At 71.1% G+C, this 18,642-nt stretch carries 17 protein-coding genes and 2 pseudogenes; 4 read left to right on the top strand and 15 right to left on the bottom strand.

Annotated elements, in window-relative coordinates; genetic code table 11:
- Window positions 1–97: 97 nt before the first annotated feature.
- A complete protein-coding gene (locus ACFU9P_RS01230) occupies window positions 98–1,570 on the top strand; it encodes a glycoside hydrolase family 1 protein (protein ID WP_384076927.1) in 1,473 nt (490 codons plus the stop codon).
- 40 nt (window positions 1,571–1,610) lie between these two features.
- A complete protein-coding gene (locus ACFU9P_RS01225) occupies window positions 1,611–2,441 on the top strand; it encodes an aldo/keto reductase (RefSeq protein ID WP_384076924.1) in 831 nt (276 codons plus the stop codon).
- A gap of 35 nt (window positions 2,442–2,476) precedes the next feature.
- Here the strand turns inward: ACFU9P_RS01225 and hypE are convergent, their stop codons facing one another.
- From hypE to ACFU9P_RS01195, 6 genes and pseudogenes are all read right to left on the bottom strand, one after another.
- A complete protein-coding gene (gene hypE, locus ACFU9P_RS01220) occupies window positions 2,477–3,466 on the bottom strand; it encodes a hydrogenase expression/formation protein HypE (protein WP_384077890.1) in 990 nt (329 codons plus the stop codon).
- A 130-nt stretch (window positions 3,467–3,596) separates the two neighbouring features.
- Complete coding sequence (gene hypD, locus ACFU9P_RS01215) at window positions 3,597–4,745, bottom strand: hydrogenase formation protein HypD (RefSeq protein ID WP_384076921.1); 1,149 nt, start codon at window positions 4,743–4,745, stop codon at window positions 3,597–3,599.
- A gap of 188 nt (window positions 4,746–4,933) precedes the next feature.
- Window positions 4,934–5,209: pseudogene (locus ACFU9P_RS01210) on the bottom strand (HypC/HybG/HupF family hydrogenase formation chaperone); the annotation flags it as partial.
- A 151-nt stretch (window positions 5,210–5,360) separates the two neighbouring features.
- Window positions 5,361–7,778 carry a carbamoyltransferase HypF gene (gene hypF, locus ACFU9P_RS01205; protein WP_384076919.1) on the bottom strand — a complete coding sequence of 806 codons (2,418 nt, stop codon included), beginning with the start codon at window positions 7,776–7,778 and terminating at the stop codon, window positions 5,361–5,363.
- The gene (gene hypB / locus ACFU9P_RS01200) at window positions 7,775–8,494 is read right to left on the bottom strand and encodes a hydrogenase nickel incorporation protein HypB (protein ID WP_384076916.1); all 720 of its coding nucleotides are present in this window, start codon (window positions 8,492–8,494) and stop codon (window positions 7,775–7,777) included. The genes hypF and hypB overlap by 4 nt, the downstream gene beginning before the upstream one ends.
- Complete coding sequence (locus ACFU9P_RS01195) at window positions 8,478–8,924, bottom strand: hydrogenase maturation nickel metallochaperone HypA (RefSeq protein WP_384076913.1); 447 nt, start codon at window positions 8,922–8,924, stop codon at window positions 8,478–8,480. The genes hypB and ACFU9P_RS01195 overlap by 17 nt, the downstream gene beginning before the upstream one ends.
- A 113-nt stretch (window positions 8,925–9,037) precedes the next feature.
- Here ACFU9P_RS01195 and ACFU9P_RS01190 point away from each other — a divergent pair, with 113 nt between their 5' ends.
- Window positions 9,038–9,439: a helix-turn-helix transcriptional regulator gene (locus ACFU9P_RS01190; RefSeq protein WP_376381991.1), complete on the top strand. Its 402-nt coding sequence runs from the start codon at window positions 9,038–9,040 to the stop codon at window positions 9,437–9,439.
- A gap of 66 nt (window positions 9,440–9,505) precedes the next feature.
- On the opposite strand, the gene ACFU9P_RS01185 is transcribed toward ACFU9P_RS01190, so the two are convergent.
- From ACFU9P_RS01185 to ACFU9P_RS01150, 8 genes and pseudogenes are all read right to left on the bottom strand, one after another.
- Window positions 9,506–9,709, bottom strand: coding sequence for a DUF6893 family small protein (locus ACFU9P_RS01185; RefSeq protein WP_376382067.1), 204 nt, complete (start codon window positions 9,707–9,709; stop codon window positions 9,506–9,508).
- A 94-nt stretch (window positions 9,710–9,803) separates the two neighbouring features.
- Window positions 9,804–10,271 (bottom strand): annotated as a pseudogene (locus ACFU9P_RS01180) (hydrogenase maturation protease); the annotation flags it as partial.
- Between the two features lies 1 nt (window position 10,272).
- Window positions 10,273–11,673: a hypothetical protein gene (locus ACFU9P_RS01175; RefSeq protein ID WP_384076910.1), complete on the bottom strand. Its 1,401-nt coding sequence runs from the start codon at window positions 11,671–11,673 to the stop codon at window positions 10,273–10,275.
- Window positions 11,670–12,347, bottom strand: coding sequence for a DUF6084 family protein (locus tag ACFU9P_RS01170; protein ID WP_376381987.1), 678 nt, complete (start codon window positions 12,345–12,347; stop codon window positions 11,670–11,672). Before ACFU9P_RS01170 ends, ACFU9P_RS01175 begins: the two co-directional genes overlap by 4 nt.
- Window positions 12,344–13,015 carry a DUF5947 family protein gene (locus ACFU9P_RS01165; RefSeq protein WP_384076906.1) on the bottom strand — a complete coding sequence of 224 codons (672 nt, stop codon included), beginning with the start codon at window positions 13,013–13,015 and terminating at the stop codon, window positions 12,344–12,346. Before ACFU9P_RS01165 ends, ACFU9P_RS01170 begins: the two co-directional genes overlap by 4 nt.
- Complete coding sequence (locus ACFU9P_RS01160; RefSeq protein ID WP_384076903.1) at window positions 13,012–13,605, bottom strand: NifU family protein; 594 nt, start codon at window positions 13,603–13,605, stop codon at window positions 13,012–13,014. Before ACFU9P_RS01160 ends, ACFU9P_RS01165 begins: the two co-directional genes overlap by 4 nt.
- A 4-nt stretch (window positions 13,606–13,609) precedes the next feature.
- Window positions 13,610–15,394 (bottom strand): nickel-dependent hydrogenase large subunit, encoded by a 1,785-nt coding sequence (locus ACFU9P_RS01155; RefSeq protein WP_384076901.1) that lies wholly within the window; start codon window positions 15,392–15,394, stop codon window positions 13,610–13,612.
- A gap of 66 nt (window positions 15,395–15,460) precedes the next feature.
- Window positions 15,461–16,516: a hydrogenase expression protein HypE gene (locus ACFU9P_RS01150; RefSeq protein ID WP_384076898.1), complete on the bottom strand. Its 1,056-nt coding sequence runs from the start codon at window positions 16,514–16,516 to the stop codon at window positions 15,461–15,463.
- A 251-nt stretch (window positions 16,517–16,767) separates the two neighbouring features.
- On the opposite strand from ACFU9P_RS01150, the gene ACFU9P_RS01145 reads away from it, so the two are divergent.
- The gene (locus ACFU9P_RS01145) at window positions 16,768–18,357 is read left to right on the top strand and encodes a PstS family phosphate ABC transporter substrate-binding protein (protein ID WP_384076895.1); all 1,590 of its coding nucleotides are present in this window, start codon (window positions 16,768–16,770) and stop codon (window positions 18,355–18,357) included.
- Between the two features lie 19 nt (window positions 18,358–18,376).
- Here the strand turns inward: ACFU9P_RS01145 and ACFU9P_RS01140 are convergent, their stop codons facing one another.
- On the bottom strand, window positions 18,377–18,637 hold the full coding sequence (locus ACFU9P_RS01140; RefSeq protein WP_384076892.1) for a hypothetical protein: 261 nt from the start codon (window positions 18,635–18,637) through the stop codon (window positions 18,377–18,379).
- Window positions 18,638–18,642 lie beyond the last annotated feature (5 nt).

Genomic DNA, 18,642 nt, shown 5'->3' with positions numbered 1-18,642 from the left:
GGCTCCTCCGCACCGCACTCCCACCGCTGCACCGCTTGTACGACCCGTTTGTACGACCGCCGTTCGCCCTCTGCCCGCCCTCTGCGGAAGGACCCCTGTGGCCACCTCGGAAACCGCCCCCGGGCACGTCCCCGACCCCGCGGCGCCCCTGAGCTTCCCGTCCGGCTTCCTCTGGGGCGCCGCGACCGCCGCGTACCAGATCGAAGGCGCCGCACAGGAGGACGGGCGCACCCCCTCCATCTGGGACGTCTACTCCCGTACGCCGGGCCGGGTACGCAATGGCGACACCGGCGACATCGCCACCGACCACTACCACCGCTGGCCCGAGGACATCGAGATCCTGTCCGGTCTGGGCGTCGGCGCGTACCGCTTCTCGGTCTCCTGGCCACGCGTCCAGCCCACCGGCAGCGGACCCGCCTCGGAGAAGGGCCTCGACTTCTACCGGCGGCTGGCCGACGGACTGCTGGAGAAGGGCATCCAGCCGGTCGTCACCCTCTACCACTGGGATCTGCCCCAGGAACTGGAGGACGCCGGGGGCTGGCCCGCGCGCGACACCGCGTACCGCTTCGCCGAGTACGCGGGCATCGTCGCCGACGCGCTGGGCGACCGGGCGGGCACCTGGATCACCCTCAACGAGCCCTGGTGCAGCGCCTTCCTCGGGTACGGCTCCGGTGTCCACGCCCCCGGCCGTACCGACCCCGCCGACACCCTGCGCGCGGCCCACCATCTCAATCTCGGCCATGGCCTGGCGGTCCAGGCGCTGCGCGAGCGGCTGCCGGCCGACGCCAAGGTGTCCGTCACCCTCAATCTGCACCATGTGCGCCCGCTGACCGGGAGCGCCGGGGACGCGGACGCGGTCCGCCGTATCGACGCCGTCGCGAACCGGATCTTCACCGGGCCCATGCTGGCCGGCGCCTATCCCGCCGATCTGCTGGCCGACACGGAAGGGGTCACCGACTGGTCGTTCGTCCGGGACGGCGACACCGCCCTCATCCACCAGCCGTTGGACTTCCTCGGCGTCAACTACTACTCACCCACCCTGGTCTCCCATGGGGCCGGCACACATGGGCCCGACACACATGGATCCGACGGACACGCGGTGAGCGACCACAGCCCCTGGACCGGCGCGGACGAGGTGGTCTTCCACCCCACCCCCGGCGACCGGACGGCCATGGGCTGGACCATCGACCCCAGCGGTCTGTACGAACTGCTGATGCGGGTACAGCGGGACCACCCCGGGCTGCCCGTCATGATCACCGAGAACGGAGCGGCCTTCGACGACTACGCCGCCCCCGACGGCGAGGTCCGGGACCCGGAGCGGATCGCCTATCTCCGGGACCATCTCGCGGCCGTCCACCGGGCCATCGCCTCGGGTGCCGATGTCCGCGGCTACTTCCTCTGGTCGCTGCTCGACAACTTCGAATGGTCGTACGGCTACGGGAAGCGCTTCGGCGCGGTGTACGTCGACTACGCGACCCAGCGCCGCACGCTCAAGTCCAGTGCCCACTGGTACGCCCGGGTGACCCGTACGGGCACCGTACCGCCGCCGGAGCAGCAGCACACGGCCTAGGCTGGGCGGGACCGGCAGGCGAGAGGAAAGCGGGAGCCCTGTGACCAGTACTCCGGTGCATACGCTCAATGACGGCACGGCCCTGCCCGCCGTCGGTCTGGGGACCTGGCCGCTCGACGACGCCGGGGCCGAGACGGCCGTCACCGGGGCGCTGGCGCTCGGCTACCGGCTGGTCGACACCGCTCTCAACTACCGCAACGAGACGGGCACCGGGCGCGGTGTGCTGCGCAGCGGCCTGCCGCGCGAGGACATCGTCGTCACCACCAAACTGCCGGGGCGCCACCACGGGTACGAGGAGACCCTCGCCTCCTTCGAGGAGTCCCGGCGCAATCTCGGGCTCGACCGGGTGGATCTGTACCTCATCCACTGGCCGCTGCCGCGCGTGGACAAGTACGTCGAGTCGTGGAAGGCGATGATCAAGCTTCGCGATGACGGACTCGTCCGGTCCATCGGGGTCTCGAACTTCACCGCCGCGCATATCGAGCGCCTCGAAGCGGAGACCGGGGTGCTGCCTGCGGTCAACCAGATCGAGCTTCATCCGCTGCTGCCCCAGGCGGAGTTGCGCGCCTTCCACGAGGCCAAGGGCATCGTGACCGAGAGCTGGAGTCCGCTCGGGCGGGGCAGGGGGCTGCTGGAGGACTCGGAGACCGTGGCCGTCGCGCGGGCGCACGGGGTGACGCCGGGGCAGGCCGTGCTCCGGTGGCACACCCAGCTCGGGGCGGTCCCGGTCCCCAAGTCCGCCGACCCAAGGCGGCAGCGGGAGAACCTGGACATCTTCGGCTTCGAGCTGACCGAGGACGAGATGGCCAGGATCTCGGCGGGTCCGCACCGCAGGCTCGGCGGGGACCCCGAGGTCCACGAGGAGTTCTGAGCGGAGGCCTGCCGCCTGCCGCCCTCGGCCGGCCCTCAGCAGATACGCGGCAGTTGCTCACCCAGCGGCAGATCCACCACCCGGGTCCCGCCGAGTCCGGTGTTCGCCACCACGATGCCGGGATGGTCCGCCGTACACGTGCCGATCACCACCGCTCCTCCGCCCAGCGGATGCGCGCGCATCGCCGCGAGCACCGCGTCGGCGTGCGCCCGCGGTACGAATGCCACGAGCTTGCCCTCGTTGGCCACATACAGCGGATCGAGGCCGAGGAAGGCGCAGGCGTTGGCCACCGGCTCCGGTACCGGAAGCGCGCGCTCCCTGAGAGTGATACCCACTCCGGCCGCCGAGGCGATCTCGTTGAGCGAGGTCGCCAGACCGCCGCGGGTCGGATCGCGCAGCGCGTGCAGATCGGGGCAGGCGGCCAGCATCGCCCGCACCAGCGAGGCCAGCGGCGCGGTGTCGCTCTCGACCTCCACCCCGAACTCCAGGCCCTCGCGGACACTCATGATGGCCACGCCGTGCTCGCCGATCGGACCGCTGACGATCACCACATCGCCCGGCGCGGCGCGCCGCGGCCGGATGTCGACACCGTCGGGGATCAGCCCGATGCCGGCCGTGTTGATGTACACGCCGTCACCGTGTCCCGCGTCCACCACCTTGGTGTCGCCCGTCGCGACGGTCACCTCCGCCGCCCGGGCCGCCGCGCCGAGTGCCTCGGCGATCCGGCCCACCGTGGCGAGTTCGACGCCCTCCTCCAGGATGAACGCGCAGGACAGAAAGGCGGGTCGGGCGCCGGTCATGGCCAGGTCGTTGACCGTTCCGTTGACCGCGAGATCGCCGATGCTGCCCCCGGGGAAGAACAGCGGGCGCACGACGTACGAGTCGGTGGAGAAGGCCAGCCGCGCTCCGCCGAGGGTGAGTGCCGCGGAGTCGCCCAGTTCCGCGAGGAGTTCGCCGCCGAACGCCGGGGCGAAGAGATGCTCGACGAGTTCGGCGGAGAGCCGCCCGCCCCCGCCGTGGCCCATCACGATCTTCCGGTGGTCGCGGAGCGGTACCGGACAGGCCCACCCGTCGAAGTCCGGTGCGGCAGGCCGTACATGGGGCCGTACGCGGGTCCGGACACCGTCCGCCTCGCGGATCCCGGCCGGCATCGGCTCAGCCAACGGAGGTCACCTCTTCCCGTGTTCCGGATCCGGCGGTGGCCGCCGGGCCCGGTGCAGACAGGCCCCGGTACAGGTAGTACGCGGCGCAGGCGCCCTCGCTGGACACCATGGTGGCGCCGAGCGGGGTGCGCGGGGTGCAGACCGTGCCGAACGCCTCGCACTCGTGCGGCTTGATCAGTCCCTGGAGCACCTCGCCGCTGCGGCAGGCCGTGGACTCCCGCGTTCGGATACCGGTCACCGAGAAGCGGTGCTCCGCGTCGTACGCCCGGTAGGCGGGGGACAGCCGCCAGCCGCTGGCAGGGATCATGCCGATACCGCGCCAGGCCCGGTCGGTGACCTCGAAGACCTCCTCCAGCATGGCCCGCGCGGCCGGGCTGCCCTCCGCCCGTACGGCCCTCGGGTAGGCGTTCTCGACGGTGTGCTCGCCGGCCTCCAACTGGCGTACGGCGCGCCTGATCCCCTCCAGGATGTCCAGCGGTTCGAAGCCGGTGACGACGATGGGAACACGGTGCCGGGCGGCGAGTGCGGGGTACTCGGCGGTGCCCATGACCGTGCAGACATGGCCGGCGGCGAGGAACGCCTGGACGCGGCAGGCGGGCGCGTTCATGATGGCGTCGATCGCCGGGGGGACCCGGACATGCGAGACCAGCAGGCTGAAGTTCTCGATGCCGAGCTTTCTGGCCTGGTGGACGGTCATCGCGTTCGGCGGGGCCGTCGTCTCGAACCCGATCCCGAAGAACACCACTTGGCGGCCGGGGTTCTCGCGGGCGATCCGGAGCGCGTCGAGCGGTGAGTAGACCACCCGTACGTCCGCGCCCTCGCTCTTGACCTTGAACAGATCCCGGCCGCTGCCCGGCACCCGGAGCATGTCGCCGAAGGAACAGAAGATCACATCGGGACGGGAGGCGATCTCCAGTGCCTTGTCGATGGTCTCCAGGGGGGTCACACAGACCGGACAGCCGGGGCCGTGGATCAGTTCGACCTCGTCGGGGAGGAGCTGGTCGATGCCATGGCGGATGATCGAGTGGGTCTGGCCGCCGCAGACCTCCATCAGCGCCCAGGGCCGGGTGACGGTGGCCCGGATGTCGTCGAACAGCCGGGCGGCGAGATCGGGATCGCTGAACTCGTCGAGATACTTCATGGTCTCTCCTCCTGCGGGGGACGGGGCTTGCGGCGCGGGGGCCGGGTGGCGGCGGGCTGGGCGGGACTCCGGACGGCCGCGGCTCCAGGGACTCCAGAGGCTTCCGGCCCGGTGCGGGCGGCGCGGGCGGCCTTGCCGGCCCGGGACTTCGCCGTACCTCCCGAGTCCTTCGTGCCCTTGGGACGGGCGGTGCCCGCCTCCTTCGCGGCCCGCCCCCAGGCGTCCCCGAACTCCTCCTCCAGGACGCCGAGATTCTCGAACAGCGCCAGCGTCCGTCTCGCCGACTCCTCGTCGAGCCGCTGGAGCGCGAAACCGACATGCACGATCGCGTAGTCACCGACCTCGATCTCCGGCACATACTCCAGACAGACGTCCTTGACCACGCCCCCGAAGTCGACGTGCGCCATCCGGGTTCCGTCCCGCTCCTCGATGTCCAGCACTCTGCCGGGCACGGCAAGGCACATGGCTTCTCCTCAGAAGTTGTTGGTCCGGCCTATGGCGGCTCCACCTGTGGTGGCTCCGCCCATATGTGCTCACCACATGTGGGCCCGCCACATGTGGATCCCGTACATGTGGGCCCAGTACATGTGGCCTCGGCCTGTGTCAGTTCGTCTGTCAGTTCGTCGCGACCCGGGCGGCGACCATCAACTGGCCCAGAGCCAGCCCGCCGTCGTTGGGCGGCACCACGTGATGCCGCAGTACGGTGAATCCGTCGCGCTCCAGCAGCTCCGTACAGCCGGCGGTCAGCAGGGCGTTGCAGAACACGCCGCCGGTCAGGGCGACGGTGGTCAGTCCCGTACGGTCACGGGCCGCGCGGCACAGTTCGCCCACCAGCCAGGTGACCGCGCCGTGGAAGCGCGCGGCGACCACCGGTGCACCCGCACCCGCCCGTATGTCCCGCACGGCTGCGGCCAGGAGCGGCGCCGGGTCGGCCACCAGCTCCACCCCGTCGCCCGGCCGTCCGGGGACCAGCCCGAACCGGTAGCCGACTGCCGGGCCGCCCTCCGCCGGACCACAGCCCGCCAGGCCACCGCCCGCCACGGCCGCGCTCTCCAGCTCCATCGCAGCCTGAGCCTCGTACTCCACCCGGTGGCACACCCCCGCCAGCGAGGCGACGGCGTCGAACAGCCGCCCCATGCTCGATGTCGGCACACACGCGACGCCGCGCGTGAGCTGACGCTCCAGCAGCCGCCGCTCACCGGCCGAACACGCGGCGGCACACGGCAGTTCGTCCGACCAGGGCAGACCCGCCGCCCGCAGATGCGAGAGCGCCATGCGGTACGGGTTCCGTACGGCCGCGTCGCCGCCCGGCAGCGGCACATAGGCCAGCCTGCCGAAGCGCCGGAAGCCGTCGTAGTCCGCGAGCAGCACCTCGCCGCCCCACACCGCGCCGTCGTCCCCGTACCCCGTACCGTCGAAGGCCACCCCGATCACCGGAGCCGAGCCGTCCAGACCGTGCTCGGCCATCGCCGACGCCACATGCGCGTGATGGTGCTGGACCCGGCGTACCGGACGGCCCCCGGCATGGCGTTCGGCCCACTGCCCCGAGCGGTAGCCGGGATGGCGGTCCGCGACCAGCACCCGGGGCGTGACCGAGGCCAGCTCCGACAGATGCCCGACGGCCGCCTCGAAGGCGGTGAGCGTGGCCAGTTCGTCCATGTCGCCGATATGGGCGGACAGCCACGCGTATCCGCCCTCCGCGACACAGAAGGCGTTCTTCAGGTCCCCGCCGACGGCGAGCGCCGGTTCCACCGGTACGGGCAGCGCCACCGGCAGCGGCGCGTAGCCGCGTGATCTGCGCACGGGCAGCACCCGGCCCGCACAGACCCGTACCACCGAGTCGTCGCACGCCACCCGCAACGGCCGGTCATGGGTCAGCCAGGCGTCCGCGAGCCCGTCCAGTCGGCTCAAGGCGTCCTTGTCATCCGTCACGATGGGCTCGCCCGACCGGTTTCCGCTGGTCATCACCAGCACCGGCGGTCCCGGCGGATCGCCGGGCAGACCCAGCAGCAGATGGTGCAGCGGGGTGTACGGCATGAGCACCCCGAGTTCGGAACTGCCGGGCGCCACACCGTCCGCCACCAGCGGCTCACCGCCCTCGCGACGGCGCAGCAGGACGATCGGCCTGCGCTGCCCCAGCAGCAGTTCGCGCTCCTCGGAGCCGACGAAGGCAAGCCGCTCAACCGTCTCCAGCGACCCGGCCATCACGGCGAACGGCTTGGCGCCGCGGCTCTTGCGGGCACGCAGGACCGCCACGGCGGTGGCGTCGGAGGCATCGCAGGCCAGGTGGTAGCCGCCGAGCCCCTTCACCGCGACAACCGCCCCGGCCGCCAGCAACCGCCGGGCCTCCGCGAGCGCGCCCTCGCCCGAAGCGGTCATGGCAGGCCCGCCCGACGCGTGCCTGAGCAGGGAGAGTCGGGGCCCGCAGGCATGACAGGCGACCGGCTGCGCGTGGAAGCGCCGGTCGGCCGGATCCTCGTACTCCCGCGCGCAGTCGGCGCAGAGCGGGAAGCCGGCCATGGTGGTCCGCGCCCGGTCGTACGGCAGCCCGGTGACGACGGTGAAGCGCGGGCCGCAGTGCGTACAACTGATGAAAGGGTGCCGGTAGCGGCGGTCGGCGGGGTCGGCCAGCTCGGCCAGACACGCGTCGCACGTCGCCATGTCGGGGGAGACCAGGGTGCGTCCGGCACCACCGGAGCCGGAGTCGGCCGAGGGGCGGATCGTGAACCCGCTGCCGCCGTCGGCGGGTACGGGCCGGTGCCGCACCGATTCCACGACGGCCAGCGGTGGCGCGTCGGATGCCAGCCGCTCGCAGAAGGCCGCCACATCCTCCGCCGGTCCCTCGACCTCCAGGCTGACCCCCTCGGCGGTGTTGGTGACCCACCCCGTCAGACCGAGACCGGTGGCGAGCGCGTACACGAACGGCCGGAAGCCCACACCCTGCACCACCCCGCGTACCAGAACATGCCAGCGCTCACACGTGGCCGGTGGTGCGGCCGGGTTGGCCGCGCGGGTGGAGACGGGCCCGCTCATGGCGTTTCAGCCGTTCCGTGAGCGGCGGAGGCGCCCTCGTACACCGGCCGGTGTACGGGCACACCGTCCGCGCAGTCGAGGACGCGGGCCAGCAGATCGTCGACGCCGGCCCCCGTGCGCGCCGAGGTCGCCAGCACCGGGACACCCGGATTCACCTGCCGCACATTCCGGTGGAACGTCTCCGCGTCGAACTCGACGGCCGCCGCGATATCCGTCTTGGTGATGACCACAAGCTGGGCGAGGCCGAACGCCGTGGGGTACTTGAGCGGCTTGTCCTCGCCCTCGGTCACCGAGACCAGCACGATCCGCAGGCTCTCCCCGAGGTCGTACGACGCGGGACACACCAGATTGCCGACGTTCTCCACGAACAGCACCCGGGTGTCCGCCGGGAGCCAGCCGTCGAGATGCCCGCGCAGCATCTCCGCCTCCAGATGGCACAGCCCGTCGGTCAGCACCTGTTTGACGGGCGCTCCGGCCCGCGCCAGCCGCCGGGCGTCGTTCTCGGTGGCCAGATCGGCGGTGATCGCGGCGACCGCGATACCCGCCTCGACGGCCCGTTCCAGCAGCCGTTCGAGCAGCGCCGTCTTGCCGCTGCCCGGGCTGGACAGCAGATTCACCTCGGCCGTGCCCCGGGCGGCGAGATGCTCGCGCAGCTCCAGGGCACTGGCGTCGTTCTTGGCCAGGACGGCCTGGCGCAGATCAACGACTCGGCACATGGGGGGCCTCCTCAGGAGTACCCCGATCCTCACCGCTGTCCGGGCGGCGCGCATCCGAGGAATCCGTCGGAGCGGCCTCGGCGGGATCCATGAGAACGACCTTGGCGATCTCCAGTTCCCGGCCCGAGAGCAGCTCGTCCAGGGGCCGGGCGCAGCCGTCGCACCAGAGCAGGGGCGGCACCCCGACCGCGTACTCCCGGCCGCAGCCGGCGCACCGGCCCCTGCCGGGTACGGTGTCCAGCTCCAGTCGGGCACCGGCCAGTACGGTCCCCTCGCTCGCCAGGCCGAACGAGAACCGGAGCGCCTCCGGCACCACCCCCGCCAGCTCGCCGATCCGCAGCCGCAGGGAGGCGACCCGCGCGCCGCCATTGGTGCGTACGGCCTCCTCCACCTGGGCGACCACGGCGGCCGCGATGGACAGTTCGTGCACGGCTCTCACCTCGTCACTGCGGCTGGCCGGTCCCGCCGGGGCTGGTTAGCGTGTCCTCAACCGCCGTACGAACCGCTGCCCAGCTCGCACGGCCACATCAGGAGACCGCGACCATGACGACGCACGACACCGAACGACGCGCGCTGATGAACCCCGTCATCCTGCTGCTGCTCGCCGAGCGGCCGGGGCACGGCTACGAGCTGACCCAGCGGCTGGGCGCCTTCGGCTGGGCCGAGGCCGAGTCCGCGCATGTGTACCGGCTGCTGCGGGGCATGGAGAAATGCGGTCAGATCTCCTCCCAATGGCGGGCCTCCGCGTCCGGACCCGCCCGCCGCGAGTACGAGATCACTCCGGCGGGGTCGATGAGCCTGTCGCTCTGGTTCGTCCGTCTGGGGGAGCTGCACGGCACCCTGCATCTGTTCCTGGAGCGGTACGCGCAGCTCAACGGGCCGGGTCCCGCCGACAGAGAGGTACGGCCGCTGTCCGGGCACCCGCCCGCGACGGGGCACGCCTGACCGCCGGTCGCCGTCCGCGTTCATCGTTGATCGTTCATGGGGCCCGGTCCTCTCCTTCCCCGGGGCCTACATCCGCCGCATCCGCAGATAGCGGCGCAGATCCGGTACGGACTTCGCCGTCTCGTACGCCACCCCGGCCACGACCGCTCCGGCGCAGACCCACAGCACCGGCCGGTCCGCCGGCCCGGAGCGGGTCCTGGGGTGGGCTCTGGGATGGGTCCTGGGGTGGTCCGCCGCTCGTCCCGCCCGTATCTCGCGTATCGCGTGCATCACGGTCATCGCCTCCTCGGTGTCTTCCGTGGCCTTTGTGACCCTCCTGGCCTTCGTGCCGGACCAGGCCTTCGTGCCGGACCAGATCGAGGACCAGCTCCGCCGCCGGCCCGACGGCGGCGGCGACCGGTTCGCTGAGTCCGATGCCCTCTTCGAGGGTGAGCGGCTGGCAGCCGACCAGCACGATCCGCTCGGGCAGGGTGCCACCGGCGCCCGCGCGCAGTTCATGGACCAGCCGCAGCACGGCCGCCGGATCCATGCCGTGCCCGTCCAGCGGGACGGCCGCCTGAGGCATTCCGGCAGCGGCGGGGTCGGCCGGGTCGATGTCGAGTACGTGCAGGGTGCCGGCGGGAGTGCCGCGGTCGACCGTGTCGAGCAGCACCAGCCCGCGGTAGCCGTCGAGCAGCCGGTAGGCGAGATGGACACCCCGGATGCCCGTGTCCATCAGCTCGACGCCCGGCGGGAGCCGGCGCCCGGCCAGCCGGCGCAGGGTCTCGACGCCGAAGCCGTCGTCGCTCAGGAAGACATTGCCGATCCCGGCGACCAGAGTCCCGCCCGCCATGTCAGCCACCGCCCTCCGGGCAGCCGCAAGGGTCGACCTCGTCCGGCCGGAAGTACAGGAACCGGCCCTGCTGACGGCGTACGTCCGTGCCCGGATCGCCGTCGACGGTCACCCCGATGTGCGTCTCGCCGTCGACGTCCGTCAGCACCGCCTCGACCGTCGCGCCGAGGCCGGCCAGAAAGATGTCCTGGGCATCGGACCCGCGCGCGCCCGGCCTCAGTACGACCCGGCTGCCCACTCCGATGAGCTGCCCGCCGACCGTCACGGTCTCCGGCCCCGGTGCGTCGTACGCGTCGGGCGCCTCGGCCGGGTTCGCGCCTGCCTGCTCACCGGTCACCTCGCGCAGACCCCGGATCGCCCCGTGCAGGCGCTCCATGATCTGCGCCGGCATGCCGTCCACCAGATCGATCACCTCGGCCGCCCGCGCGTCCGTCCCGCGTGCCTCCCGCTTCTCCTGCTCGGTGAGCGCCGCGGTCCGCAGCGAGAGGATCTCGTCGATCTCAGTGGCGTCGTAGAGCGGTCCAGGGCTCTCGGCGGCGAGTCCCGGGTGGTCGTCCAGGATGATCGGCGAGGACAGCAGGACGTCGTCCCGGCCCTCACCGCCGACCAGCACGGGCCAGGTGTGCTCATTGTGGCAGGTCCGAGCGGCGGGCGCGGCCCACTCGGGCGGATCCGTCATCGACAGGAACCGCCCGCCGGGCAGCCCCAGCAGCAGATGCGCCGCGATCAGGCTGTACGGCAGGGCGGCTTCGCGGTTGTCACGGCTGCCCCGCTCACGCCGGTCCGGTGTCCAGTCCGAGGCGTTGCGTACGGTCGCGGTCAGCCGCAGTGCGCCGTACGGGCCCGGCAGCGGCTCGGTGGCCAGACGGATCTCGCCCGCCAGTGCCCGGCTGTGCCGTACCAGGCGCCCGACGACCGGTCCCGTACCGCCCGCCTCCTGGACCGGCTCGTACGCCACCCCGCCGGGGCGGTCGAACCGTACGGTCCGTCCTCCGCCCGCGAGTTCGTCGAGCGGCACCCGCAGCGCCACACGCTGCTCCTCGCCCTCGTCCCAGGGGACCAGCACCCGGTCGGTCAGATCGAGTTGCGCGGTCCCGGTCCAGCCCGAGCCGTCGGGCGCGGGGCGCTCCACCGTGCGCCGGCGCACCTGGAGGAAGCGGAGTTCTACGAGGAGGTGACCGGCGCGGCGGGGTTCCAGCAGGCATTCCGTACGCTGCTCGGCGTGCTCGCCGTGCGCGTCGGCCCAGGATGGCGGCACCAGCACACCGAACTGCCAGCGCAATTGGTTCTTACGAGCCGACGCCCGGTAGGGGTAGAGCACGTAGCCCTCGAACAGCAGGGCGTCGGCGACCCGACGGGCCGGGTCGAAACCCGTGAAATCCACCGCCACCTGGTCCGTCATGATCGCCCTCCTCGCCCGGCAGACCCGGCAGACCCGGCGGGTCCGGGAGCCGCCGCCGTACGGAGCAGCTCCTCGAACACCCGCTCCCAGGACGGCAGTGCGCGCTCCGAGCGGAAGCGGCGCAGCGCGTCCAGACAGTCGTCGCGTACCCGCAGCCAGCCAGAGCCGGGAAAGTACTGCTCGATCAGGCTCCGCCAGACCTTCACCGGCATACGGAACGCCGCCTCCTTGTGCCAGGGCACCGGCTCCGCCATGAACCCGCGGTCACCGGAGAAGACCGTGCCCGAGAAGAGCAGGAGCAGCGGCACCTCGCCGTCCGCGAGCGCGCGGAAGTACGCGGCCGAGGCCACCTCCATGTCGTACGTACAGGGCACCGGCAGTTCGATCTCGGTGGTGCCGGTGAAGCCGGGCACGGTCACCGAGGCATGCGCGAACTGGAGCGGTTTGAGGGTGGTGCTCCAGCGGTCCGGCTCGCCGAAGAGATCACCGAGCATCTCCATCTCGGCGGGCGCGTACCGCCGTTGGACGGGCTCGATCCGCAACTGGCAGCGCAGCGCCACCGCGTGGATCCGCGCGCCCCCCGCCGCCTCGATCCGCAGCCGGAACAGCAGCGTCGGGCCCGTACCGTACGGTTCCGGCCGTACGCCGACACAGGTGAACGTCAGATCGGTCATCGGCCGTCCTCCCGCTCGGTCGTGGGCGGCCGGGCCCGTGCCGCGACCCGGGCGAAGAAGTCCGCCAGATCGGCGCGGGCCTCGGCGCCGCCGTCGAACCCCTGCCAGTGCAGCCGCATCCGGCCCACCAGCTCGTAACAGACGTCGACCGGCACCAGCCAGCACCCGCCCGCGCCGCCCACGCTCGCGGCGCCGGTGCCGCGCTCCCGCCGTATCAGCAGTGCTTCCGTGTCGGGCTGGAGCAGCGCGGCCAGCCGGCCGGAGCCGAGGACCTCCCGCCAGACGGCCGGGTCCAGCTCGCTCTCCGTGGCACCGGCGGGGCTGGGGTAGAACGCGGCCAGCCGGTCCAGTTCGGAGTTGCGGAAGAAGAACGCGAGCCCCACCGGGATCTGGAGCCTGCTCCAGCTCTCCTCGTCCAGGGTGAAGTCCGGATCGGACAGATACCGGTCGGGCACCGCCCGGAAGCGGCCCCCGCCCGCGCCCGGCCGGGTGAACAGGAGATGGCAGCCGACGCAGGCACACAGCAGAGAGCGCTTCCGGGTGTCCACAAGATGCCGGTGTTCCCCGGGCAGCGGCTCGGCGCACAGCTCGCACCGCTCCTCGGCGGCCGGCGGCCGGCGCGTGAAGCCGCGCAGCCCGTCCGGGACGGGCGCGGGCCGGGTGGTCATGGCCCCGCCGCCAGATCGGCCGCGTCCGGCGGCCGGGACATGATCTGGAGGAGCTTCGGCTGCGGACTCTCCTCCGCGACGCCCTCGACCTCCACCCGCGCGATCTCCGGCGCCCGGCGCGCCACGGCCTCCTCGATGGTCCAGCGCACCGTCTGCGCGGAGGAGGGACAGCCGTCGCAGCTTCCGCGCAGCCTCAGCCGCAGGGTCAGCCCCTCGGCGGCGCCGTCCTCCTCCGGCTCCGGGCCGATCCCGGCGATCTCCACATCACCAGCGTGCGAACCGAGATACGGACGGATCTCGTCCAGCGCCCGTTCCACCCGGGTGAGCGTGTCGTCGGGGTGCAGATCGTGCAGGATCAGCAGCCCGCCGACGAGTTCGTCCCCGCCGAGCAGTGCCAGCGGGTCGGCGCCCTCCAGGGGATCGCGCAGCAGCTCGACGGCCCGGGCCAGGCCCGTACCGTAGAACTCGACGACGGCGCGCACCAGTTCGTCCGCGAGCGCGCGGCCCGACGGGCCCATCGCCCTGCTCAGTTCGTCGAGCAGCGCGTCGACGCGCTCACCGGCCCGCTGCTCCCCGGCCGTTGCCGCCACCGTGTCAGCCCCCCAGCCCGCTGAGCCCGGTGGGCATATGGGTCTCCCGTACGGTCCTGCCGCCGCCGACGTACATATGGACGCCGCAGGGCAGACAGGGGTCGAAGCTCCGCACCGTCCGCATGATGTCGATGCCCTTGAAGGTGTCCGGCGGGTTCTCCTCGAAGATCGGGGTGTTCTGCACCGCGTCCTCGTACGGGCCCGGTGTGCCGTACGAGTCGCGCACACTGGCGTTCCACGGAGTGGGCGGGTACGGATGGTAGTTGGCGATCTTGCCGTCCCTGACGACCATGTGGTGCGAGAGCACACCCCGTACCGCCTCGGTGAAGCCGACGCCGATGGACTCGTCGGGCACCTCGAAGCTCTCCCAGGTCTTGGTACGGCCCGCGCGCACCTCCTCCATCGCGCGCTCCGCGAAGTGCAGGGCGCAGGCGGCCGCGTAGGCCTGGAAGTAGGTCCGCGCGCGGTTGCGTTCCAGGGCGTTGCTCCACCGGGGGATGTGCCACTCGAAGCGGGTCTCCGGCTTCGTCATGGTGCGCGGCAGATTGATCTCGACGCTGTGCCCGGTGGCCCGGACATAGCCGAAGTCGACCAGTCCGGACAGGGCCGTGGACCAGAGCCGGGCGAGCGGGCCGCCGCCGGTGTCCAGCGCGAGATGGTCCGTGCCGTCGAACCAGCGCGGGGACATCACCCAACTGTATTTGTCCGCGAAGTTCCGCTTCTGCGGGGCCGGGAGGGTGTGCTGGTTCCAGGGGTGGCGCGGGTCCACGGGATTGCCGAGCGGGTCGTGGTCGACGAAGGTCCCCTGCCCCTCCCAGTCGTCGTAGTACGAGCTGCCCAGCAGGATCCGGATGCCGAGGTTGATGTCGACGAGGTCGTTGGTGATCAGCTTGCCGTCGACGATGATGCCCGGGGTCACGAACATGTGCCGGCCCCACCCGGACATCCGGGCATAGGTGAAGTCGCAGTGCTCGGGGTCGTTGAGGGCGCCCCAGCAGCCGAGCAGCACCCGGCGCCGGCCGACCTCCTCGTACCCGGGCAGCGCCTCGTAGAAGAAGTCGAACAGGTCGTCGTGGAGCGGGACGACGCGCTTCATGAACTCCACGTACCGCGTCAGGCGGGTGAGGTAGTCCGTGAAGAGCTGGATGGTGGCGACGGTGCCGACACCGCCCGGGTAGAGCGTGGAGGGGTGCACATGGCGGCCCTCCATCAGACAGAACATCTCCCGTGTGTAGCGGCTGACATGCAGCGCCTCACGGTAGAACTCGCCCTCCAGCGGATTGAGCGCGCGCATGATGTCGGCGATGGTGCGGTAGCCGTGGTCGCCCGCGTGGGGCGCCTCGGTACGTTCGGCCAGCTCCAGGACTCCGGGGTTGGTCTCGCGGACCATCTTCTCGCAGTAGTCCACCCCCACCAGGTTCTCCTGGAAGATGTTGTGGTCGAACATGTACTCCGCCGCCTCGCCGAGATTCATGATCCACTCGCCGAGGTGCGGGGGCTTCACGCCGTACGCCATGTTCTGCGTGTACACCGAGCAGGTCGCGTGGTTGTCCCCGCAGATACCGCAGATACGGCTGGTGATGAAGTGGGCGTCGCGCGGGTCCTTGCCGCGCATGAAGACGCTGTAGCCGCGGAAGACGGACGAGGTGCTGTAGCACTCGGCGACCCGCTTCTCCCGGAAGTCGATCTTCGTGTGGATTCCGAGGCTGCCCACGATCCGGGTGATCGGATCCCAGGACATCTCCATCAGGCCGCTGCCGTCCTCGGTCTGCTTCGCCGTCGGCGCCATGGACCGCACACCACCTTCCTCAACTGGGGGCTCGCGGGCTCGCTCAGCCGTTTTCCGGCGGGCGGTTCACCACGGGGGGTGGTAGCCGGTCAGGACCTTGTCGCCCTTGCGGCGCCACTTCGGTTCCTTGTCGACGGTCCTGGCCGTGACACCGCGCAGCCGCCGGATGACCTTGCCGTACGCACCGCTGGCCGCGGCGGACACATGACCGCCGGGCGGTTCGTCCATGAACGGCATGAACTTGTCGGGGAATCCGGGCATGGTGCAGGCGATACAGATGCCGCCGACATTGGGGCAGCCGCCGACGCCGTTGATCCAGCCCCGTTTGGGCACGTTGCACTTGACCACGGGACCCCAGCAGCCCAGTTTGACCAGACACTGCGGTGAGCCGTACTCGGTCGCGAACTGGCCCTGCTCGTAGTAGCCGGCGCGGTCGCATCCCTCGTGGACGGTCGCGCCGAACAGCCAGGCCGGACGGAGCTGTTCGTCGAGCGGGATCATCGGCGCGGACCCGGCGGCCTGGTAGAGCAGATAGAGCAGGGACTCCGAGGCGTTGTCCGGGTGCACCGGGCAGCCGGGGACACAGACGATCGGAATGCCCGCGCCCGACGTCCAGTCCCAGCCCAGATAGTCGGGCACGCCCATCGCCCCGGTGGGATTGCCCGCCATGGCGTGGATCCCGCCGTAGGCCGCACAGGTTCCGAGGGCCACGACGGCCAGTGCTTTCGGTGCGAGCCGGTCGATCCACTCACTGGTGGTGATGGGCTGGCCGGTCTCGGGATCGTCCCCGAATCCGCACCAGTAGCCCTCGTCCTTGACGGACTCATTCGGAATAGAGCCCTCGATGACCAGGACAAAGGGCTCGATCTCTCCGCGGTCCGCCTTGAAGAACCACTCGATGAAATTGTCCGCGCCCTGGACGGGCCCGCATTCGAAATCGATCAGGGGCCAGTGAACAGCCACTTTCGGCAGCCCGGGCAGGGCGCCGAGGGCTATTTCCTCAATGCTCGGCTGGCTGGCCGCGGTGAGGGAGACCGAGTCTCCGTCGCAGCTCAGGCCCGCGTTGATCCAGAGAATATGGACCGTGGGGGCGTCCTCGGTGACCGGCGCGGCGGTATCCATCGTCCCCTCCTCTGCCGGGGGAAGAGTTTCTCTCCGCTTTCCTCTCATGGATAACCGGCGTGGACGGGACTCGGTAAGTGCGGGACGGCCTTATGAACCCTCGGACGGCGCCCCTGTGAACCTTGTTGAACCTTCGGCGAACAACGGCACACGGCCCGGCGAAGTGGGCGGCTCCCCGTACTCCACGACCGTACGGTGACCGGACAATTCTTCGTCGGTCGCGTGTTCGAAACGTCGGGGGGCGTACAACCGTGGAATCGTTCAGCGGATGGCTCAGCGCGGAAAATGTCATCGCCGTGGTGACCGCGGTCCTGGGCATCGCGGCCTCACTGGGGGTGCTCTGGTACGAGCGCCGGGTGCCGCGCCGTACCAGGATCGGATACCGGGTCCAGCTCGACACCCCGGTGAGCAGCGCGGAGCGGAGCGGCAGGGCCGGCGTACGGCTCGGTCTCTTCCAGGAGAACCGGCAGCTCTCCGAACTCTCCGACGCCACCCTCGTGCTGCTGCGGATCGAGAACGACGGCTCTCAGAGCATCGCCGGCGACGATTACACCGGACGTGAACTCCACGGCCTGACTGCCGAGTTCACCTCCCGTACCATCCGCGGCATCGCGGTCACCACGCCACTGAACGCCGATCATCTGCTGGACCACTTCACCCCGGCCGCCGGACTGCGCTACACCGACGACACCGTCTTCCTGCCGCGCGTGCCGCTCAACCGTGGTGTGCACTTCAAGCTGCTTGTCCTGCTGACCGGCGGGACGGTCGGGGACCCGGTCCGGGTCAGCGGAGGCATCAGGGACGGCGGGGTCTTCCCCAACCGCAGTACGACCCCCGACGACACCCCGCCCCTGTTCAGCAGGGCCTCCCGGCTGATCACCGTCCTGCTCACGGTCTCCGTGGTCGCGCTCGCCTCCATCGTCGTCGTACGGGACGACACCCGGCCGCCGATGGGGTGCGCGCAGGGAGAGCTGACCATCACCGGCTCCACCGCGTTCAAACCGGTCGCCGATGAGCTGGCGGAGAAGTACGAACACGACTGCGCCGGCTCCACCGTCACGGTCGAAGCCCGCAGCAGCGGCGAGGGCCTCCAGGAACTGGACGAGCGCGGCGCGGCTGCGAAGGGCGGCTCGCCCGCGCTGATCGCGCTCTCCGACGTACGCAGGACCGAGAAGCAGACCGAACTGCAGCCGAGCCGGGTCGCCGTAGCTGTCTACACCCTTGTCGTCCACGACGATGTGCCCGTGAGCGATCTGACGACCGACGAGGTCAAGGCCATCTACCGCGGAGACATCCGGAGATGGAACCAACTACGCGATGTCCCCGACGACTACGACCTGCCCATCGTCCTCGCCAGCCGGAAATCGGGCTCCGGCACCCGCGACATCTTCGAGAGCACCGTCCTCGGCGGCGACATCGAGGAGGCCTACTCCTCGCCCGACTGCGAGACGAAGATCGACCCGTCCGCCAAGGTCTTCCGCTGCGAACTCGACAGCACCGCCCGGGTCCTCGCCAAGGTCGCCGCCACCCCGGGCGCCATCGGGTACACGGAACTGCGCTCCGGCAGCACGGCGAAGGGGGTGCACACGCTGAGCCTGGACGGGCAGGTCCCCCTCCCGGACACCATCGCCCACAGCGACTATCCCTACCGGGGCGTCGAGTACGCGTACACCTACGGATCCCCGCCCACCGGCTCCCTCGTGTCCAGCTTCCTCAACTTCCTGCTGCGCGGCGGCGGCCAGGAGGTGGTCCGTAAGCACGGCCATGTGCCGTGCTCCTCGGCGGAGGCGCAGCCCATCTGCGCCGCCGACCCGGCAGGCCCGGCCGACCGGGCCCGGTGAGGCGGAGGGCCGCGGCCGGTCAGTGGAACTGCGGAACGATCAGGTACAGCCCGTACGCGACGGCCGCCGCGCAGGCGAGGAAGCACAGCCCGGCGACGGCCCGCGCCGGCGCCGAGGGACGCCGGCGGCCCCGGCCGAGCCTCGGGCGGCCATCGGGCTCCTCGTCCTCGTCCCGGTGCGCGAGGATGCGCACACCCAGGGCGAAGACGAAGACGACCCCGACGGTGGCGCCGACGCTGACCAGGGCCACCTCGCCCAGACCGCTCCAGTCCAGAGCCATACCGC

This window comes from Streptomyces sp. NPDC057617, from assembly GCF_042800555.1.
Classification (GTDB): domain Bacteria; phylum Actinomycetota; class Actinomycetes; order Streptomycetales; family Streptomycetaceae; genus Streptomyces.
This window is presented reverse-complemented; position numbering and strand designations above follow the sequence as displayed.